This window comes from Streptomyces sp. NBC_01216 (assembly GCF_035994945.1).
In the GTDB taxonomy this organism is placed as follows: Bacteria; Actinomycetota; Actinomycetes; order Streptomycetales; family Streptomycetaceae; genus Streptomyces.
The window spans coordinates 98,083-116,008 of record NZ_CP108678.1; the positions used below are offsets into that span (position 1 = coordinate 98,083).

General features: G+C 72.3%; 23 protein-coding genes and 1 pseudogene. 19 read left to right on the forward strand and 5 right to left on the reverse strand.

What is annotated here, in order from left to right:
* Positions 1-27: 27 nt before the first annotated feature.
* From OG393_RS32930 to OG393_RS32940, 3 genes are all read right to left on the reverse strand, one after another.
* Positions 28-207 carry a hypothetical protein gene (locus tag OG393_RS32930; protein ID WP_327378732.1) on the reverse strand — a complete coding sequence of 60 codons (180 nt, stop codon included), beginning with the start codon at positions 205-207 and terminating at the stop codon, positions 28-30.
* A 64-nt stretch (positions 208-271) separates the two neighbouring features.
* Positions 272-967, reverse strand: coding sequence for a GNAT family N-acetyltransferase (locus OG393_RS32935; protein ID WP_327378733.1), 696 nt, complete (start codon positions 965-967; stop codon positions 272-274).
* Between the two features lie 41 nt (positions 968-1,008).
* Positions 1,009-1,740, reverse strand: a complete 732-nt coding sequence (locus tag OG393_RS32940; protein ID WP_327378734.1) for a hypothetical protein — start codon at positions 1,738-1,740, stop codon at positions 1,009-1,011.
* 301 nt (positions 1,741-2,041) lie between these two features.
* Between OG393_RS32940 and OG393_RS32945 the strand changes: the two genes are divergently transcribed.
* The 17 genes and pseudogenes from OG393_RS32945 to OG393_RS33025 all read left to right on the forward strand — a co-directional run bounded on the left by OG393_RS32945 (position 2,042) and on the right by OG393_RS33025 (position 14,762).
* Positions 2,042-2,620 carry a hypothetical protein gene (locus OG393_RS32945; RefSeq protein WP_327378735.1) on the forward strand — a complete coding sequence of 193 codons (579 nt, stop codon included), beginning with the start codon at positions 2,042-2,044 and terminating at the stop codon, positions 2,618-2,620.
* The gene (locus OG393_RS32950) at positions 2,617-3,096 is read left to right on the forward strand and encodes a hypothetical protein (protein WP_327378736.1); all 480 of its coding nucleotides are present in this window, start codon (positions 2,617-2,619) and stop codon (positions 3,094-3,096) included. The genes OG393_RS32945 and OG393_RS32950 overlap by 4 nt, the downstream gene beginning before the upstream one ends.
* 32 nt (positions 3,097-3,128) lie before the next feature.
* On the forward strand, positions 3,129-3,764 hold the full coding sequence (locus OG393_RS32955; RefSeq protein WP_327378737.1) for a hypothetical protein: 636 nt from the start codon (positions 3,129-3,131) through the stop codon (positions 3,762-3,764).
* Positions 3,761-3,952 carry a hypothetical protein gene (locus tag OG393_RS32960; protein ID WP_327378738.1) on the forward strand — a complete coding sequence of 64 codons (192 nt, stop codon included), beginning with the start codon at positions 3,761-3,763 and terminating at the stop codon, positions 3,950-3,952. The genes OG393_RS32955 and OG393_RS32960 overlap by 4 nt, the downstream gene beginning before the upstream one ends.
* Positions 3,949-4,587 carry a hypothetical protein gene (locus OG393_RS32965; protein ID WP_327378739.1) on the forward strand — a complete coding sequence of 213 codons (639 nt, stop codon included), beginning with the start codon at positions 3,949-3,951 and terminating at the stop codon, positions 4,585-4,587. The genes OG393_RS32960 and OG393_RS32965 overlap by 4 nt, the downstream gene beginning before the upstream one ends.
* A gap of 99 nt (positions 4,588-4,686) precedes the next feature.
* The gene (locus OG393_RS32970) at positions 4,687-5,271 is read left to right on the forward strand and encodes a hypothetical protein (protein ID WP_327378740.1); all 585 of its coding nucleotides are present in this window, start codon (positions 4,687-4,689) and stop codon (positions 5,269-5,271) included.
* 97 nt (positions 5,272-5,368) lie between these two features.
* The gene (locus OG393_RS32975) at positions 5,369-6,034 is read left to right on the forward strand and encodes a hypothetical protein (RefSeq protein WP_327378741.1); all 666 of its coding nucleotides are present in this window, start codon (positions 5,369-5,371) and stop codon (positions 6,032-6,034) included.
* A 414-nt stretch (positions 6,035-6,448) separates the two neighbouring features.
* On the forward strand, positions 6,449-7,480 hold the full coding sequence (locus OG393_RS32980) for a hypothetical protein (RefSeq protein ID WP_327378742.1): 1,032 nt from the start codon (positions 6,449-6,451) through the stop codon (positions 7,478-7,480).
* A gap of 80 nt (positions 7,481-7,560) precedes the next feature.
* Positions 7,561-7,683: pseudogene (locus OG393_RS32985) on the forward strand (AAA family ATPase); the annotation flags it as partial.
* Positions 7,684-8,166: 483 nt separating this feature from the next.
* Positions 8,167-9,714 carry a DNA phosphorothioation system sulfurtransferase DndC gene (gene dndC, locus OG393_RS32990; RefSeq protein WP_327378959.1) on the forward strand — a complete coding sequence of 516 codons (1,548 nt, stop codon included), beginning with the start codon at positions 8,167-8,169 and terminating at the stop codon, positions 9,712-9,714.
* The gene (locus OG393_RS32995; protein ID WP_327378743.1) at positions 9,711-10,103 is read left to right on the forward strand and encodes a hypothetical protein; all 393 of its coding nucleotides are present in this window, start codon (positions 9,711-9,713) and stop codon (positions 10,101-10,103) included. Before dndC ends, OG393_RS32995 begins: the two co-directional genes overlap by 4 nt.
* A gap of 44 nt (positions 10,104-10,147) precedes the next feature.
* Positions 10,148-10,768, forward strand: a complete 621-nt coding sequence (locus OG393_RS33000) for a hypothetical protein (protein WP_327378744.1) — start codon at positions 10,148-10,150, stop codon at positions 10,766-10,768.
* Positions 10,769-10,806: 38 nt separating this feature from the next.
* A complete protein-coding gene (locus OG393_RS33005) occupies positions 10,807-11,475 on the forward strand; it encodes a hypothetical protein (protein WP_327378745.1) in 669 nt (222 codons plus the stop codon).
* Positions 11,476-11,622: 147 nt separating this feature from the next.
* A complete protein-coding gene (locus tag OG393_RS33010) occupies positions 11,623-13,479 on the forward strand; it encodes an RNB domain-containing ribonuclease (RefSeq protein WP_327378746.1) in 1,857 nt (618 codons plus the stop codon).
* Between the two features lie 60 nt (positions 13,480-13,539).
* Positions 13,540-13,845: a hypothetical protein gene (locus tag OG393_RS33015; protein ID WP_327378747.1), complete on the forward strand. Its 306-nt coding sequence runs from the start codon at positions 13,540-13,542 to the stop codon at positions 13,843-13,845.
* Positions 13,846-13,985: 140 nt separating this feature from the next.
* A complete protein-coding gene (locus tag OG393_RS33020) occupies positions 13,986-14,402 on the forward strand; it encodes a hypothetical protein (protein WP_327378748.1) in 417 nt (138 codons plus the stop codon).
* A 60-nt stretch (positions 14,403-14,462) separates the two neighbouring features.
* On the forward strand, positions 14,463-14,762 hold the full coding sequence (locus tag OG393_RS33025) for a hypothetical protein (protein WP_250305234.1): 300 nt from the start codon (positions 14,463-14,465) through the stop codon (positions 14,760-14,762).
* A 32-nt stretch (positions 14,763-14,794) separates the two neighbouring features.
* Here OG393_RS33025 and OG393_RS33030 read toward each other — a convergent pair whose 3' ends face one another.
* On the reverse strand, positions 14,795-15,385 hold the full coding sequence (locus tag OG393_RS33030) for a hypothetical protein (protein WP_327378749.1): 591 nt from the start codon (positions 15,383-15,385) through the stop codon (positions 14,795-14,797).
* Positions 15,386-15,667: 282 nt separating this feature from the next.
* A complete protein-coding gene (locus OG393_RS33035) occupies positions 15,668-16,561 on the reverse strand; it encodes a hypothetical protein (protein ID WP_327378750.1) in 894 nt (297 codons plus the stop codon).
* Positions 16,562-16,863: 302 nt separating this feature from the next.
* Between OG393_RS33035 and OG393_RS33040 the strand changes: the two genes are divergently transcribed.
* Entirely contained in the window at positions 16,864-17,439 is a 576-nt protein-coding gene (locus OG393_RS33040) for a hypothetical protein (RefSeq protein WP_327378751.1), read from the forward strand.
* Positions 17,440-17,622: 183 nt separating this feature from the next.
* The gene (locus OG393_RS33045) at positions 17,623-17,826 is read left to right on the forward strand and encodes a helix-turn-helix domain-containing protein (protein ID WP_327378752.1); all 204 of its coding nucleotides are present in this window, start codon (positions 17,623-17,625) and stop codon (positions 17,824-17,826) included.
* Positions 17,827-17,926 lie beyond the last annotated feature (100 nt).

The following is a 17,926-nucleotide window of genomic DNA, read 5'->3' on the forward strand; positions in this document are numbered from 1 at the left end:
CTCGGCGGGTGGTTGGGCGGCGGGTGCTCAGTCGCGGTCAGCGGTCCCGGCTTGCCGCAGCCCGGGTTCGGCGGGCGGTTTACAGAAGGAGGGTGAGCACGGTACTTCCCGTACGCGGTAGCGGTGCCAGGCGACGCGGTGGTCGCACAGGATGCGCTTCGTCTCGCCGTGGATGCAGCGTTCGGCGATGTGCAGGTGGGGCGGCAACGGGGGGCTCCTGCCGGCGGGCCGGGCCGGCTGGGTAGGCCGGGCCCGGCGGTCGGTCGTCTCGTCAGTACTGGAGGCGGGTGCCGTCGAACACGGCATCGGCGGGGAGGGATGCGCCGGGCAGCAGGCCGGTGATGACCCGGTGGGGAGCGCCGGGGACGTCGGCGAGCCGAACCGCCGGGTGCAGCGGCTTGGCCGACATGCGGGTGTCGTCGGTGGTCATACCAATGAGGCGCTGCTGCGGGAGGTGGACCAGGAGGGCGTCGCCGATGGTGTAGCCGTGGTGGCGGTAGAAGCCGTCCAGGGCGGGCTCGTGGTCGACCGTCACCAGGCCGTACCCGGCTCGCGTGAACCGCTGCTCGGCAGCGCCGATCAGGGCGGCGGCCACGCCCCGGCGGCGGTGGTCGGGGTGGACTGCCACGCCGTTGATGATGCCCAGGCTGCGGACCATGTGGTCCAACAGGGGAAGGCTGTCGATGCCGGGGTGGGTGAACAGCCAGCGCGGCGGGCCGCCGAACAGCGCGCCGATGAAGGTACCGGTCTCGTTGTCCTCGGCGACCAGGGCCAGATTCCGGTCGTGGGAGAGGGGCGGCACGGGCGGCGAGGCCAGGACGACCCGCGCGAGGCCGAAGGGGTCGGGGTCGAGAGGGTCGGCGAGGGCGATCACCGGCATGAAGGCCTCGGTGTCGGCGGGGCGGGCCTCGCGCACCGTGAAGGCGGCGTTGCTGGTGGAGGGTCGGGAGCCGGGAAGCGGTGCCATGGCAAGGGTCTCCTGAGAAGTGAGAGGGATGGTCGTCGCGGTCAGCGGGAGGCGCGGCGGTCCAGGGCGCGCAGCACGTCGGAGAGCGTGCCGTCGGAGACGGTGTGCATCGGATCGCGGGTGGTGCCGCGCTGGGGGTCGTAGGCGTAGACCCGGGCCTTCGCGCCGAACGAGCGCATCAAGGTGTGGGCCGTCTCCAGGAGTTGCGCCTCGTCGGGCAGGCTGCCGAAGTCCGGTTCGGTGTGCAGAACGGCGAAGCGGCGCCGGTCCGCGAACGGGAACTCGCCCCGGTGCATCCGGCCCGGAACGAAGCCCCACTGCTCGTGGAAGTTGTCCCAGTAGGCATGGACGGCGGCGGCGGGGTGGCCCTGATAGGGCTCGCGGGTGATGGTCGCGCCGGGCTCGCCGAGCAGCCAGGTGATGCGGTGGGGCTTGTCCCACATGGCGCCGCTGTCCATGAAGAGGCTGTCGTTGGGGGCCGTGGCCGTCCAGACCTCCGGCTCGGTCCACTCCCCGCCGTCCGCACCGGGAAGTTCCTTGGGGCCCACCCCGGCGACGACCGCCGTACTCGTTCCATCGCCGTTGTCGCGCAGCCAGGCGTACTCGCCGGCGGTGGCGGTGAACCCGGACCCGGGGCTCCACTGCGGGGCATCGGAGAACGCCGCTTCGGGGAAGGAGAGCACGACTGTGACGCGGCCGCGGCGGTCGAATCGACGGGGGTTCCAGGTCTGGTTGATGGCGGCCTCTATGTGGCGGCGCAGGCTTCGCTTCATGTGCGGTAACTCCTCGGCTGGAACAGGGCGCGGCAAGGGACGAGTGGACGCGCGCCGGTAAGGGCGGGCCAGGCCGAGAAAGGTCATCGGCGGCCGATCAGCTGCCGCCTCGTTCGGCGACACCCACACAGTAACCCAGATTCATGGACTTAAGCAATAGTCCAAGGCTCTTGACCTTCATTAATCTCACTCATAGAGTTAGGCAATCATGCTGGGCGCCTTCGCCCCGCACTCGCGGCACGCCGCCGGACCTCCGCGCAGGCACCGCCGTCCCGGTACACACCCCTGAGGACTCCTCTTCATGCTCTCCGCGCACCCCTGGGACCACACCCAGGCCGTCACCTCGCTCGCAGCCCCGACCGGCGCAGGCGACCGGCACCGCTGGCAGGTCGCCGACACCGGCCGCACCTTCGCTGTCCACGGCTCCCACGCCTTCCCCGACCACCCCATGTACGACATCTACGAGACGACCGACGGCGCCCCGCCTCTCCCAGCCGCCCGCCTCGCGCAGCTCCACTCGCTCATGCGGGCCCGACTGCTGATCGCCAAGCTGACGCGCCCCGCCTTCACCACGGATTGGACGGTGTGGGAGACCGCCCTCGTCATCGGCGAGGGCATCGACCTGGCCACCGCCCCCGTACACCAGCGCGGATCCTGGACGTTCACCTTCGACTACGCCCTGGACACCGAACGCCAGGGCTACCGGTACGAGGCACAAGGCCCCCTCCTCGAAGCGGCGTTCCAGGCCGCCGCCGACTTCTTCCACGACAACGAGGTGACCGACCCCGAGGCCAACGAGGACGGCATCCTCGGCATCGTCCTGGCCTCCTACACCCGCCGGTGCCCTCTGCCCACCCGGACGGCCGGAGCGCGGCTGTGACGACCTACTGGCGGCGGATGGACCGCACCGCCATGACTGGCTCCCTGGTGAACTGGCCGACCCGCCTCGACAGCTACGGAGGCTGCGGCACCAGCGTCTACGCCGTGTGGCCGGAGGCGGCCGACGAACCGATGCTGGTCTGCTCCCGCGGCCTGCTGTTGCACGCCCTTCTGCATGAAGAGCCCATCGGCGACCCCGGCCCGTGGGCCGCCGCCTTCCCCGACCTCGACGACAACGACTTCGAGGCCGCCGAGCGCTCGACCGGCCTCCTGGCCGCCCTCCTGCTGGGCACCACGGGCGCGAGCTGGGCACTGCGCGAACCGGACGCCGACCCGGCCACGCCGATCGCCGAGTGCTTCGCGGGCTTCTGGACCGCCGGCGAGCAGGACCTCACCGCCGCAGGCCGCGCGGTCGTGGACGCCCTCATCCAGTCCTACGGCCGTCCCCCGGTGTTCCTGACCGTCCAGGACACCTAACCCTCCCCCAACGCCCCATCGGAGAAGCGAACATGCCACAGCACCCCACCCCCGAGACCGACCCCGTCACGGCACTCGCCGCCGACCTGATCGGCATCAGCGCCTCGTTCACCCCCCTCGAAGTGGAGGGCCTCGTGCGCACCGCAGCCGAAGCCGTCCACGGCGACCCGGACGATCTCAGCACCCTCCAGCTTGAGCTGGCCGCCCGCGCCCACGCCCTGATGGCCGAAGAGGCCGAGGAAACCACCGACACCGCCGAGGAGACACCAGCCGCCGCCTATACCCGGATGCTCGCCCTCCAGAATCGGCTGCGCGCCGAGGCCGAGGCCGCCGCCGAGGAGTTCACCGCGCTCCTGCGCATCCTGCTTCCCCACGCCGCGCACGTGGTGCTGCAGGTCCGCGGCAACGACACCTTCAGGATGGACCGCGCGGTCACCGCCAACGGGACGACCGTCCACGACTTCGACGACCCGCTCCCCGACCTGCCCGAGGACCTGGCCCGCGCCTGGGGCAAGGACCCGCGCTTCGAGCTGGACCTCGACCACATCGTGGGCGAGCTCCAGGCCGCCGGAGCGACCTTCGGCGATCTGCCCGAGACGGCCCGCGACCTGGACGTCGACGACCGGTACGAGTACCTACCCTCCATCGACCTGGAAACCGTCGCATGACGAGACCGCCCCTCCCGCCCCCGCCGTCGGCGCACCACCCACCAGCCCTGCTCCGTCAGCCGCAGCATCGTGACCCCGAGCTGGGCCGCGTGCTGCTTCACACCTCCTTCTTCCGCCGCTTCCCCTCCGTGGGCAGCGCTTCGCGTTCCCGTTCCACCACCGCCTTGCGAGAGGACCAACTGCTGTGACCCGACTGATCAACACCGGAAGTCACGCCCGCCGCCTGCTCAGCCAGGAGGCCCGCGTCGCCCTCGGGGCCGCCCTGGTCGCGCTTGAACACAACTTCCACGAGTCCGTCGCCTGGGGCAGCCTGCCGATCACCTGGATGCAGATCCGCCTTCCGCATCCGGAGACGATCGGTCCACAGCCCGCCAGCCAAGCGGTCGCGGTCGAAGACATGGACGTCCCGGCCTGGGCCCACGACGGCGGGCCGAAATTCCAGGGCGCGATGGAGGAGTACGGGCAGGCACTGCTCGACGACTCCGCAGGTCTGGGCCCCGACTCCCGGACCGACCCGATGGGCCCGGTCGTAGGACTGCTCGCCCTCGCCGAACGATGGGCGCTCGACCAGGACGAAGTCATCGAAGGCGTGGACGTCATGGACACTCCCGCGGCCCGGCAGCAGCGCAACCTGACCGCGGTGCTGGCCGACGGCACGATCCTGGCCATCACCCGCACCGCGGGCGAGCCGACGACGCACCGCTCGCAGAACCACATCTCCCGGTGCCCCCGTGGCCGCACCCTGGCCCCCGCGCTGTGGCTGATGGGGCAGGGCACGGGCGTCTTCCCGCTGGAGATGCCCCCGCCGGTGAAGCGCGTGTAGATCAGCCGTGCGGCCCGGGGCGCTGGAACTCCCCGGGCCGCACGGCGAAGTCCGGGGATTGTCTGGTGCCGGGCTTGTCCGAGCGGCGACAATGACGGCATGCGTTTCGACCTGACCGATCTGCTGCACGCGACCGCCGAGGTCCTGGACGCAGCCGGCCCGCTGGAGCCCCTGCGGCTCGCGCTCGCCGGCCGGGACGTGCAGGTCACCTTCGCGGAGTTCACCATGATGGCGGACCAGCGCAGCAGCATCGACCGGCTGGCCGCGGCGACCGGGGCCGACCCGGTGCTGTCCGAGCTCGGCGCGAACGCCTACACCTACACCCTGACCGCGGACCTGCCCGGCGGGATGGTGCTGGTCGCGGGGACGCACCCGACCCTGAACCGGTCCCGGCCCGAACGCTCGACCTCCACCGCCGCCACCGCGGCGCTCCTGCGGACCCTTCTGCCCTGGGCGCAGACCCTCTCCAGCCTGCCGGTCTCGGTCAGCGGACTGGAGGTCACCGACACCGCGCACCGGTTAGCGGTGCAGCTGCTCGTCGACGGCGCCGACGACCCCAAGGCGGCGATGGTCGCGGCCTCGACGGGGGTCACCGCGCTGCGGACCGCCCCCGCCGTCCCCTTCGGGATCGACGGCCGCGGACGCCTGCCGTCCGGGCAACCGGTGCTCATCAGCGTCATGTAGAGGAGGGCCGACCACCCACCACACGGAAGTGTGCACCTGAGTGGACACTCGGCAGAGCCGTGTGTACCTTCGTGCTCACTTACCGTGAACAGGCGAGGTGGCTGTGCCCGTACCCTTCGACCAAGTCCTGCCCGCCGGGGACATCCCCGACCTCGAGGACGCCCCGCTGTGGCGCGACACGCGGGGCCAGCCCCTGCACAGCCAATGGGGCGGCGCGACCTACGAGGTCCGCAACCACCTCGACGGCTGCATCGTGGTGTGCCGCACCGCCGAGCCGACGGCGACCAACTACCCGCTGTCACAGGAGGCCGAGTACGCCTTCCACCGCGCCCTGGCCGACACCGTGTTCGCCGACGCGGCGATCAGCAAAGGCTGGGACGCTGACAACCGGGCGGCGGCCGGCGCGGAGCCCGGCGGGAGCCGGTGGGCCGCGGCCTGGGTCAGCAACGGCGTGCCGGGCTTCACCGAGCACGACACCTGGGACGGAGCCCACCGCGCTGCGGCCGAGCGGCTGGACGAGATGGCCGACGGCCTCGTCCTGACCGGGGACACCCTCACCGCGCAGATCGCCAGCGCCCACCTGAGGCGCTGCGCGAACCAGGTCCGGGACGTGGTGCTGACCGCCGAGCTGGGCGACGCGGTCCGCCTGGGCAAGGCATGGATGAAGGAGGAGCGGCTCGTCAAGCAGATCGCCGCCGGCCTGGACATCAACCGGCGCTTCCTCTACCGGGTGTTCGACGGCACGGAATGGCGCCGGCGGTGACCAGGCCGCCCCGGCCCCCTGCCCGTCCGGCCTCAACACCGGCCGGCCGCGCGCGCCGGCAGCAGGCAGACCGCGCCGCGCTGGACCGGTTCCTGTACGGCATGCCGTACGCCGATCTGCTCGCCCACGGCCCCAAGCTGCCCCTGAACACCGCCTGGCGGCACCTGCTGCACCGCACCGGCGCGGTGGACGCCGTCCGGGCGGCGTGCGGCGGATGGGCCCCGGCCGTCGACGCCCCGGAGTCGGAGCAGACGATCACCGCGCTGGTCCCCCGCACGGGCCCCCGCGCCGACACCGTCGTCGACGTGGTCGCCGTGGCCGGCGCCACCATCGCCGGCACGCGGCGCCGCGACGAGACCTTCGCCCGTAGACGACGAACGGTGGGCCGGAGGCCACGGCGCCCTGCGCGACCTGGTGCCCGCCGACATCGGCGCGGTGCGCAGCCGGCTCGCCCCTCCCGGCTCCCTCCTCGCCCACCACGGCCTGGCGACCCCTCCCCAATTCCAGGACGCACGCCTGCTGCGCGTCTCGGCCGGCCTGGCCGCGTACAGCTCGGTGCCGCACTTCGTCCCCGGCCCGCTCGCCGAGGACGCCGCGACCACCGCGCTGATGGACGCGCCGAACCGCGCGGAACTGACGCTGCCCGCCCCGTCGGTGCTGCTGTTCCACGACGGCGTGCCGTTCGACGCGGTGGCCAGCGACAGCGACCTGGTCGAGGCCGCCAGTGAAGGGCGCCTGCCACTGGGCGATGCGCCGGTGGTGATGGGCGGCGTGCTCACCGCCCGCGAGGACGGGCGCCTGGACGAGGGGCTGGGCTGGCTTCTCACTGCGGCCACCGACCGGCGCACCGGCGTCCCCCTCTACTCTCTGGTGCCGGTGCCCTACGGCGCCCATCCGGCCGGGCGCGCCCTGTACGGCTACGCGGCGCTGCTCGCGTTCGAGAACTGGCGGCCGCCGCCGAAGCTGCCCCGGCGGGACGGGTCGGGCCGCCGGGACAGGGAGATCAAGAAGCTCGCGCGGACCAGGCAGGCCCGCGACGGCGCCTTCCACGGCGTCCACCTTCTCGACTACACGCCCCCTCCGGAGGAGCCGACCCCGCGGACGCGCCCTGCCGCAGGGGCGGGCGAGCTCGCGGCCGGCACCTGGCGGCGCGCCCACGTCCGCCCGCGCGTGCGCTACGGGATCCGCGACGAAAACGGGCGCAAGGTCGGGCCGGTCTACAAGGAGAACGCGGTGCTCGGAGTGACCTACGAGTACCGCCACCGGTGGGTGGCGCGAACCCGGATCAGGCCGGACCTGCCGCTGGCGGACCGGGAGACGGTGTACGCGGTTGGGCGGCCCCGGTTGGAGGGCGTGAGCCCCGGCCGCGCGAAGCCAGCCCGAGTCCGCCCGTCCGGCGATGGGCGCGGCCACCGGGTTGCCAGGCAGGGCGCAACAGATCCATGAGTTGCTTAACTCAATGAGTCCGATTATGGTTGTGATCGCCGGGCCGGTTGCAGTCCGGCCGCCCCGAATCGGGAGTCTCCTTGATCACCAGCCTTGCGATAGACGGCTTCAAGTCGTTCCAGGACTTCGAGGTCGAGCTCCCCTCGGGGCCGCTCACCGTGCTGACCGGCCCCGCCAGCACCGGCAAGACCAACCTCTTCGACGCCCTCACCCTGGTCTCCCGGACCCTGATGGACGGCTTCGAGGCGGCCACCGCCTCCAGCCCCCGGCTGGCCGCCGATGCCCTCCTGCTCCAGAGCGAGCGCGAAGGGCAGCCCCGGACCGCGCAGACGATGCGGATCACGGTGCAGGCCCTGATGCCCGGCGTGAGCGGACCGGTCTCGGCGGAGCTGCGCGCACTCCGGGCCTGCGACGGCCGCACGGCCGCGCGCACCGGGGCGGCGCAGCACCTGATCCCGCTGGACGATTCGGCGGAGCTGATGGACACGCTCCGGGAGCAGGCCCGGCACTGGCAGGCGCTATCCGACGGTACGGGCGACACACGGCGATGCTGCGGCGGCTCGGCCCGGAGGCGGCGACCCGGCTGGATGCGGACCTCGCGGCCCTGGTGCCCGGCCCGGCGCCCGGCCCGCTCACCTCCGCCGGCGCAGACCCGGCCACCACTCCCACGCACTGAAAGGTCAGCCATGCCTCCGCCCGTCCTGGTGCCCGGCCTCGGCCCCACACGCCGCAGCCCGTTCGGAGACCTCACCCCCCACCGGTACCTGGAGCTGCTCCTTGAGGAGATCCGGGAGTTGTACCGGGCCGACCAGGTGCCCTGGGTGGTCGGCTACAGCGGAGGCAAGGACAGCACCCTGGTCACCGCCCTCATCTGGTGGGCCCTGGCCTCGCTGCCCCCGGAGGAGCGAACGAAGACCGTCCACGTGATCTCCACCGACACCCTGGTGGAGAACCCCCTGGTGGCCGCGTGGGTGGGCCGCTCCCTCGACGCGATGAGCGAGGCCGCCGCCGCCCAGCAGCTGCCGATCGAGGTGCACCGGCTCACCCCGGCCGTGGAGGACAGCTTCTGGACGTGCCTGATCGGGCGCGGGTACGCAGCGCCGCGGCCGAAGTTCAGATGGTGCACCGAGCGGCTCAAGATCAAGCCGTCGACCCGGTTCATCCGCTCCGTCGTCGCCGCCCACGGCGAGGCGATCCTCGTGCTGGGCATCCGCAAGGCGGAGAGCGCGGCACGGGCCAAGTCCATGACCCGCCACGAAAAGGGCCGCGTGCGCGAGCGGCTCTCGCCCAACGGCGACCTGCCGAACTCGCTGGTCTACAGCCCGATCGAGGCCCTGACCAACGACGAGGTGTGGATCTTGTTGATGCAGTACGACAACCCGTGGGGGCACAGCCACAAGGACCTGCTCGGCCTCTACCAGGGAGCAAGCCCGGACTCCGAGTGCCCGCTGGTCGTCGACACCACCACCCCCTCGTGCGGCGACAGCCGGTTCGGGTGCTGGACGTGCACGATGGTCAGCCAGGACAAGTCCCTCAAGGCGATGATCGCCAACGACGACGACAACGTGTGGATGCGCCCGCTGCTGGAACTACGCAACGCGCTCGACATCGACGACGACCGGCACTTGAGGGACTACCGCAGGTCGAACGGGACGCTCATGCTCTTCCACGGCCGGCTGGTGCACGGCCCCTACACCCAGGCCGCCCGGGAGGACTGGCTGCGCCGGCTGCTGCGCGCCCAGCACCAGATCCGCACCCGCGGGCCCGAGTACGTGCGCGACCTGGCCCTCATCAGCGTGGAGGAGCTGCACGCGATCCGGCACGAGTGGGTTGTCGTCAAGCACGAGGTCGAGGACCTCCTCCCGGCCATCTACCAGGAGGAGACAGGCGAGCCCTTCCCCGGCCCGGCCGTCCTGGACGGCGGTTTCGGCTTCGACGCCTACGCCATGGCCGTACTGCGGGAGGTCTGCGACGGCGACGAGAGCCAGTACCAGGGAGTCCGCGCGCTGCTCGGGGTGGAGCGCCGCTTCCGCACCGCCGGGCGCCGCGCCGGGTACTTCGAGGCCCTGGAGAAGACCGTCACCAAGTACATGTTCACCGACGAGGACGACGCCCTCCAGTACGCGATCGCCCGCGAGCGGATCCGCTCCGGCCTCTACGATCAGAGCGGTCCCGAGCCCCCGGGCGCAGGCGGGGACGACGACAACCCGTACGGATCGAAGGAGAGTTCGTGACCGAGCAGCCGCCAGCCGCACCGCACCCCGACCACCGGGGCCTGCCCGCGCTGTACATGGCCGAGCTCGCCGTGCACCGGGAGCGCTGGCAGCTGATCGTCGTCGCACCGGGCCCCGAGGTCGTCATCGACGCGGTCGACCTCGGGCCGGCCGAAACCCTCGCCGTCGCCGACCCGGACGGCCCCGGGCGCCACCTGATCGTCCCGAGCCCGGAGCCCCAGCCTGTTCCGCCGCTCACGGACGCGATCGGGCTGCTCCCCTCGGTGGGCTACACCGTCGACCCGGCGGCCGGGGCCGACCCGGCCAAGCTCCACGGCTGGACCCAGGTCACCCACACCATCTGGACCGCCCCTTGCCATCCGGCCGCGCCCCCGGCGCAGCGACTGTAGCGACCGGGCCCCCGAAGACCTTCGACGAGCAGGAGAGCGACGGCATGACGACCGCCGAGCCCGACCCGACCTGCCCGGACTGCGCCGAGCAGCTGGAGTACGACACCGCCAACGCCGTCTTCGTCTGCGGCAACGGGCAGTGCGCGTTCCTTGGGATGGAGAAGCCGGTGTGGAGCGCGCTGGAGGAGGCCGGGATGCTGCTTGCCCCGGTCACCGGGCTGCCCCGGCCGACGCGCCAGGGCCTGCCGGTGCCCTGGGTGACCCCGTGGAGCGCGGCACGGGTGTGGTGGCGCGCCATGGACTCCCGGCTCCTGGCCCGCGCCCACAACGAGTGGCGCTGCCAGGTGTGCGGAGACCTCCTCCCCGAGCAGGCGTGGGTGCTGGCCACGCCCTCCGGCGTGGTGCTGCAGGCCGCGCTGCACCAGGTGTGCAGGGATCTGGCGCGGGCGTCCTGCCCGCACCTGTCCGGCCCGGCCACCCGCAGCAGCGCCTACCTCGTCACCCGCGCCGAGCTGACCTGCGACGGCCGGCCCCTGCTCCAGGCCCCGCTCTCCGACCCGTACTTGCTCCAGCAGTGGGAACTGGCCGCGCACGCGGTACACCCCGAGCACGACGACGCCCCTTCCGACCCGGCGGCCCGGGCCGCGGCCGCGGCGCCGGCCTGACGCCCGCCCCGGGCAATCCGACCATGCAGGAGAGCACGATGAACGAACGGTCGCCCGATGCGGCCGGCCGCGACCGGCCCGGCCCCGCCGCGGGACCCACCGGACCCGCCCCGGCAGCCGACGGCCTCCTGGTACCCGCCGAGACCACCTTGATCCGCTACCTCCGGCAGCGCGCCGCAGAGGTCGACCCGACTTCCGAGCCGGTCCTGGACAGGTGGAGGTACCTCTCCCCTTTCCACCTGGTCCTCGACGTCGGCCGGCTCTTCACCCCGGCCCCGCTCCCACCCGGAGCCGGCCCGCTCATGGTGACCTTCTGCTACACCAACGCCGCTCAGACGATCGAGGACCAGGAGGACCCGGCCCTGGTGTACGTCGAGGGGTTCGCCAGCTGCACTGTCGACAGCACCGTCCACCACGCCCCCCACGCCTGGGCCACCGGCGGCACCCACGCCATCGACCCGACCTGGCCCGCCGATTCCGGCTGCGCCTACCTCGGCATCCCCTTTGCGGACCCCGAGATGTGGCCGCACCCCCTGTACGGCGACGGAATCCTCCGGCAGCACGCCACCCTGCTGCCGATCCTGCGCGACGGGCTGCCCGCGGACGCCATCGCCGACATCGGCCGACCGCTCCCGCACCCGATACGCCCGGCATTCACCCGCCGCGCCGAATCCGCGGGGCCGCTCAGCCCCGCCCCCTCCGTCTGATCCCCGACCTCCGCATCCGCCGTCCGTCCGCCGAGAGCCGAATCCCCGACGCAGACAACTCCGTTGGACACGATGCGAAAGACGGACTGCCCCGACCGGGGCACCCTCACCGCCGAACCCACTTTCGTTCAGGAAGGACCCGAACCGTTGTCCCACCTTCTGCCCGCCGAGCCCCCCGTCCTCTCCGCACGGGCCCCTGCCGTCATGATCGACCGCCCCGGCTCCGTCGACCGCGACGACGCCATCGGTGTCGAGCGCGTCGACGACGGCTGGCGCCTGACCGTCTACGTCGCCGACGTGGCCTCCGGCGTCGCGCCGGGCACTACGGTCGACAAGGAAGCCTTCACGCGCCGCGAGTCGGCGTACGGGGGCTGGCGCGGCACCCAGAAGATGCTGCCCCGGCCGGTGGAGGCCCGGCTGACCCTGGCCGAGGGGAGGCCGTGCGCCGCGATCGCGATCCGCGTGCACGTCCTCCCGGACGGGGAGGTCGGGCGCGTCGACGTCGAGCGCGCGACGGTGAGCGGCCTGGTGGCCCTGAGTCACTCCCAGGCCGCCGAGGCGGTCCGCGACCGCGCGCATCCCCTCCACGAGGTCCTGCGTGAGGCGGCGGCGGTGAGCGAGGTCCTGCTCGCCCGCCGGCGCCGGCAGGGGGCGCTTGCCCTGTACGACCTCCTCAGCGGGTGGGCGACCAGCGAGGACGGCGTCGTGGTCCGGCTCGCCTCCTTCGAGCGGACCATCGGCTACAAGATCGTCCAGGAGTGCATGATCGCCGCGAACACCGCGCTGGCTTCCTGGGCCGCGGAACGCGACCTCCCGCTGCTGTTCCGCAACCACTCCGCCGCCCGGGTCACCGCCCCGCGCCAGACCCTGCTGGACGATCTCGACCTGGCCTTCACCGACGGGTCCGCCGCCCGGCTGGAGGCACTGCGCGAACGCACCCTGATGACCCTCAGAGCCGCGGAGTACGCACCGTTCATGGGCGGCCACTGGGGCCTGAACCTGCCCGGCTACGTCCACGCCACCTCACCCCTGCGGCGCTACGCCGACCTGGTCGTGCAGCGGGTCATCTCCAGCCACCTGGACGGCGACGACTCCCCCTACGGAGAGGACGCCCTGCTCGCGATCGCCGAGTCGCTGAACACCGGCGCCCGCCAGGACCGCGACGCCGAACGGGACTCACGCAAGTCCGCTGCGCACTCCGCCGCCCGCCGCGGTGCCGCAGCGACGGAGGCCGACTACACCGGCCTCGACGCACAGGCCTTCCACGCCCTGCTCAAGCGCGGCTGCAAGGAGGACATCGCCGGTGCGCCCCTGGTCGCCGAGACGGCCCGGCGGGCCGCCGGCGGACAGCTCACCTCGCTGGAGCTCCAGATGGTGCTGCTCGTCGCCGGCGGGCCCAACTGGGAGACGGGGCGCAGCGCCTGCCTGAACGCCATCGCGGCCGCGCCCGAGACGGCCGTGTCCATCCTGTCCGTCCACGCGCAGGTCAACGGCCTGCCACCGGTCGAGTTCACAGTCCAGACCTTCGGCCAGGCCCCCACCACCGTCTTCGCCGCGCAGGCGTCGTGGCCGACGGGCGACAGCCCCGTTGAAGGAGCCCGACGGTCCGCGTCGACGAAGAAGGCGGCCCGGCACCAGGCGGCACTCAGCCTGCTCGCCGTGCTCGCCGACCTGCCCGACCCCTCCCTCGACCTCGTGCAGCCCGCCCCCGAGACCCCGCAGCTCCCGGCACCCGAATTCGGCGCCGAAGCGGCAGAGGGCCGCTCGCCCATCTCGGTCCTCAACGAGTACCAGCAGACCAAGGTCATCAGCGGCCTGAAGTTCACCATGAGCGCCGAGGGCCCCAGCCACCTTCCGACGTTCACCTGCACCGCCCAGGCCACCCACGGCGGCGAGACCGTCCTCGCCTCCGCGTCGGCCTCGACCAAGGCGGCGGCCAAGACGGCAGCGGCGGCCCGTCTGCTGGAGCGGGTCGACGCAGCGCGGGCCGAGCACGCCGGTTGATGCGTTGATGCCGGGCCCGGTACTGCGCGGGCCGGGCCCGTGCGCGAGGGGAGGCGGGACATGACGGCAACGGCCGTAGCAGATCCGTGGCCGCTCGTGGTCCGGGTGACCGGCGGCCGGATCAACCACCGGGCCCGTCCCCGTGCGACCCGAGCAGGCCGGCCGACCGGGTGGCTCGACCTCGCCTGCGGTGGCAGCTGCCTGGCCAGCGCGATGGACAACGACCTGCGGGAGACCGAGTGCGCCCGGTGCGCCGAGCGGGCCGGGCGGGACCGCGCCCCCGAGCGGTGGCAGACCGCTACCGCCGAGCGTCGTGCGCAGCAGGCGGCGGACCGCGGCCAACACCCGCTGCCGTTCCCGGTATGACGACGAGACAGCCGTCAATCTTCCGCGCGATCCCCGACAGGGGCGGGGCCTCGGAACCGGCCCGGCGGCCGGGCTCCAGACCGTACGATGGGCCACAGCCAGCCGGTGACTTGTGACCGGCACGATTCCTAGGAGGCACGGTGACCGCGCAGCCGTCAGCCGTTGGCAGGGACTACCTTTCGCCCGACGGGCGCCAGGGTGTCCTGGCGGGCCTGGAATCCGCCACCGTCGCAGAGCTGCGCGCGGGCACGCCGGTCCACCTCGACCTCGCCCGGTTCGATGTCTGCCCGAGGCCGCTGGCCCTCCTCGACGGGGACTGGATGGCAGCCAACCCCGACATGGGCCTGATGGCGATCGGCCCCGTGCTCGAGCTCACCGGGCCGGAGTTCGACGAGCTCGCCGCCGGCCGCGTCGTGGAGCGGGAGGTCGACGGGACTGCGCTGTGGGAAGCGTTCCCCGTACGGATCGCCCAGGCCGAGACCACCGGCGAGCTTCAGGAGCGCTTCGCCGCGCTCGACGAGGGACGCGTCGACTCACAGGCCGGCCAGCAGCTCTAGGCCGTGGCGTGATGTCAACGTGCACACTGACGGTTTCCCGTTCGACCGAAGGACTGAGCCGTGCCCGACCGACCTGAGATTGTCTGCATCTGCGGCTCTATCAAGTTCATGGACGAGATGCGTGCGGTCAACCGTGATCTGACCCTCGCAGGTGTCATCGTCCTCGCGCCAGGCGAAGCGGACGAGGCGATCACCGACGAGCAGAAGACCGCGCTGGGCGTCCTCCACCTGCGCAAGATCGACCTCGCCGACCGGGTCAGGGTCGTCAACCCCGGCGGATATGTCGGCGAGTCCACGAGCAGGGAGGTCGCATATGCCCACGCCACCGGCAAGCCTGTCTCGTACACCGATCCCGTCTGACCAGTAGACGCTTCGTGAGGCCGAGGGCGGGTTCAGCAGCCGTGTGATTCCAGGATCTGCCGGGCCTTCGCATCGGTGGGGGTCAACGCGTGCAGCCCGCCGCGGACAGCGTGGTCCAGCACCAGCGGCGGGTAGGTCCTGTCCAGCGGGGTGACCGTCATCTGGCCCGGGGCCTGGTTGTCGTAGGTGATCTGCGAGGACTTCGGGAACTCCCGGTCGCTGCCGTACGGGGTGTTGTGCAGGCACTGGCCCGGACCGCCCAGCTCCCGGTGGTAGCGCTCCATCTGGTCGGGGAACACGTACGCGGCGGCCTTCGGAGCCGCCGCACCCACGCAGCACAGCACCACGGTGGCGAGGATGATGTGCCACCAGTGCGCGCCGAAGCGGCGGAAGATCGCCCTGGCCGCGAAGAACACCCCGTACGTCGAGACGACCGTCACGGCGCACACCACGGCGAGGGACACGTTGCGGTGGTTGTGGAACAGCTGGGACTCGAGCACGAAGTACCCGGCGGAGACCATGGCGACCCACATCGTGCCCACCGCGATCCCGCCTGCCGGCGCGGTGTAGTTCGGCTTGCCGTGCGCGTCGGCCGAGACCTGGATTCGCGAGCTGAAGGTCACTTCTCCCCCTGGGCCCGGCCAGGCCGGCTCCTCTGCTTCTGCTGGTCGTTGCACCTTACGGCACCGCACCGTCAGGCCCGGCCGGAATCCCGAAGCTGGGCGGTCCACCGTTGTACACCCCTCCAGGACGCAGCGTGTAGTGCCCGGCGGGAGCTGCCGGCCGCCGTCGGCGGTGGGGTGGGGGTGGGAGGCGCCTGTGGAGCGCGGCACTGGGCGGTCCGGGCACGGGCGCGGCCCGCGCGCCGGCACGAGCCGGTGGGCGGGCCGCGGCGGGGGCGTGGGTCAGGTCTCGCGGGCGCTGAGGATCAGTGCCCGTTCGCGTACGAGGTCGCCGTGGACTGCGGGGTCGGTGTCCACCGGCAGGGTCTCCATCGCCTTGCCGATGGAGACCAGGGCTTCGTCGAAACGGCGCAGGCGGCGCAGCGCCGCGGCCTGGCGGAAGAGCGCGACGGAGTCCGGGCCTTGGTTGAAGGGCGGTCGGTCGAGGAGGTCGAGAATCCGGTGGGGCTGGCCGGGGAGGTCGTGGCCGAGCCACAGGCCGTGCAGCAGCGCGTGGGCGACCTTGGGATGGTTCCCGGACTCCTCCAGCAGCGGGTCGATGAGGTCGAGCGCGGCCGGATCGGAGCGGCCGAGGAGGGCGAAGGCGTGCAGGGACCGGCTGAACGGGTCCAGGTCCGTGGTCCGGCCGCGGCGGGCGAACAGGTCGGTCAGCGCCTGGCAGCGGAAGTCGTAGCGCAGGCCGAGGCCGTACAGGTGCAGCCGGGTCCGCGCGGTGAGCGGCGGCGCGGCGCCCAGGGCCTGCTCGGCCGTCAGGTGGGCGAGCGCGCTGCTTCCGGCCCGGCGGCCCTGCCAGGCGAGGTCGGTGAGAAGCTCGGCGGACTCCTCCCAGGAGGGGCGGATCACCTCCGCCCAGCGCTCCGCGCGGGCTGTCCACGGCCGATCGAGGTGGTCCGCGATGTCGTAGCCGGCGATCTCCAGTACCGCGCCCCGGGTGAGCGAGGTGAACGCGGCCCGCTCGAGGACGGGGCGGATGTTGGGCGAGCGCAGCAGCCGCCGGGCGGCTTCCCTGCGGGCCCAGCCCGAGTAGGCGGGCAGCCGGGAGTAGGCGATCACGGCCGCGACGGCGTCGTCGAGCCAGTCCTCGGAGCTGGGAAGGTCGAGCACGGTGTCGGTCATGGAAGGGCCCTTCGTCCGGTGGGTGAGGAGCGGTACGCCCACTAGAGGTGTGAGAAGGGCCTGCGGTGTGACCAGCTGTCCGCGGCCCGGCGGTGGACGGGCCCTGGGCGGTGTCGGTACCGATCGCTATGCTCGGCTCAGCGCACCTCGCTGTGCGCGCCGGCCCGGGCCCACCCCCAGGATTTCGGTGAATCGTGCTGCCGCGCGGGGGTGAGCGACGACCGGTGCCTTCTTCCGAACCGCACCCTGGCCTGCTCGTGGTGGGACGAACCGCAGCGCCAGGACGCGACGAAGGAGAAGCGGTGGCCCCGTCCTCGCCCAACACCAGCAACCACCAGCGCATCGCCCGCGCGCTGAACAGCTCGACCATCTGCGGCTACCAGAGGGCCCTCCAGCGTGTGAAGGCCGCGGCCGACGCGGGCCGGCTGCCCGCCAGGCTCGGCCAGGCGGGCCGTGAAGAAGCCGTGCGGATGCTCACCGAGAGCCACCCCCAGCCCACCCCGGCCCCGACCACCGCGGCGAGCGCTCCGCCAGTGGACACGCAGCCCTCCGCCACGGTGCTCGGGCTGGTCCGCGGGGGCCTGGACAAGACGGTCGCCGTGAGCGACGTCGGTACGTTGGCCCGGCAGGGCCACCAGGTGCTGCCGGTCGACCTGGGCGACCTGTCACCCACCGAACTGCTGCTCACGGTGCACGGGGCGATGGAGGGGCGCCGGGCCTTGCAGCAGAAGGAGCGGGTCGTCGAGGCCATGCGCGCGGAGCGGGACCGGAAGCTGAACCCGTTCCTGCTCCCCGCTGTACCGGAAGGTCTGCGCGAGCAGGTGGAACGGCTGGCGGCGCAGACCCGGCAGAAGCCGCGGAGCGGCGGGCCGCAGTGAACCGCCGCCGACCGGGCCAGCCTTGATGAAAACGTGGCTGAGAACTCGGTGGCTCCTGCTGGCATGTGTCCCGCTCGCTCGGGGAAGCATCAGCCCATGCCTCGGAGCAGCAACGACAAGGTGCCGTGTTCCTATGTGGTAGCTGGTCAGTGGCCGAGAGCTGTCCTGGCGGACGATGCGCCGGTGAGTGCCGCGTATGGGCAGGCAATGGCCTCGAACCTGGCCGAGGCCATGAAGATCAGGGGATTTGGTCTCCGCCGGCTCGGTGAGGAGGCGGGTGTCGCCCACACCACCATCGGCCGAGTGCTCCGCGGCGAGGTACTGCCCGATGTCGGCACACTGGCACGCCTGGAATGCGTACTCGACACACAGATCTGGCCTGCCTGATCGCACTGTCCACCCAGCAAGGCCGACCACTGCTCAGTTGGCCGGACAGCTACGTTTCCCCGAACTTCCCCACCGCGTTTCCCTCAGCGACCTGCGGATG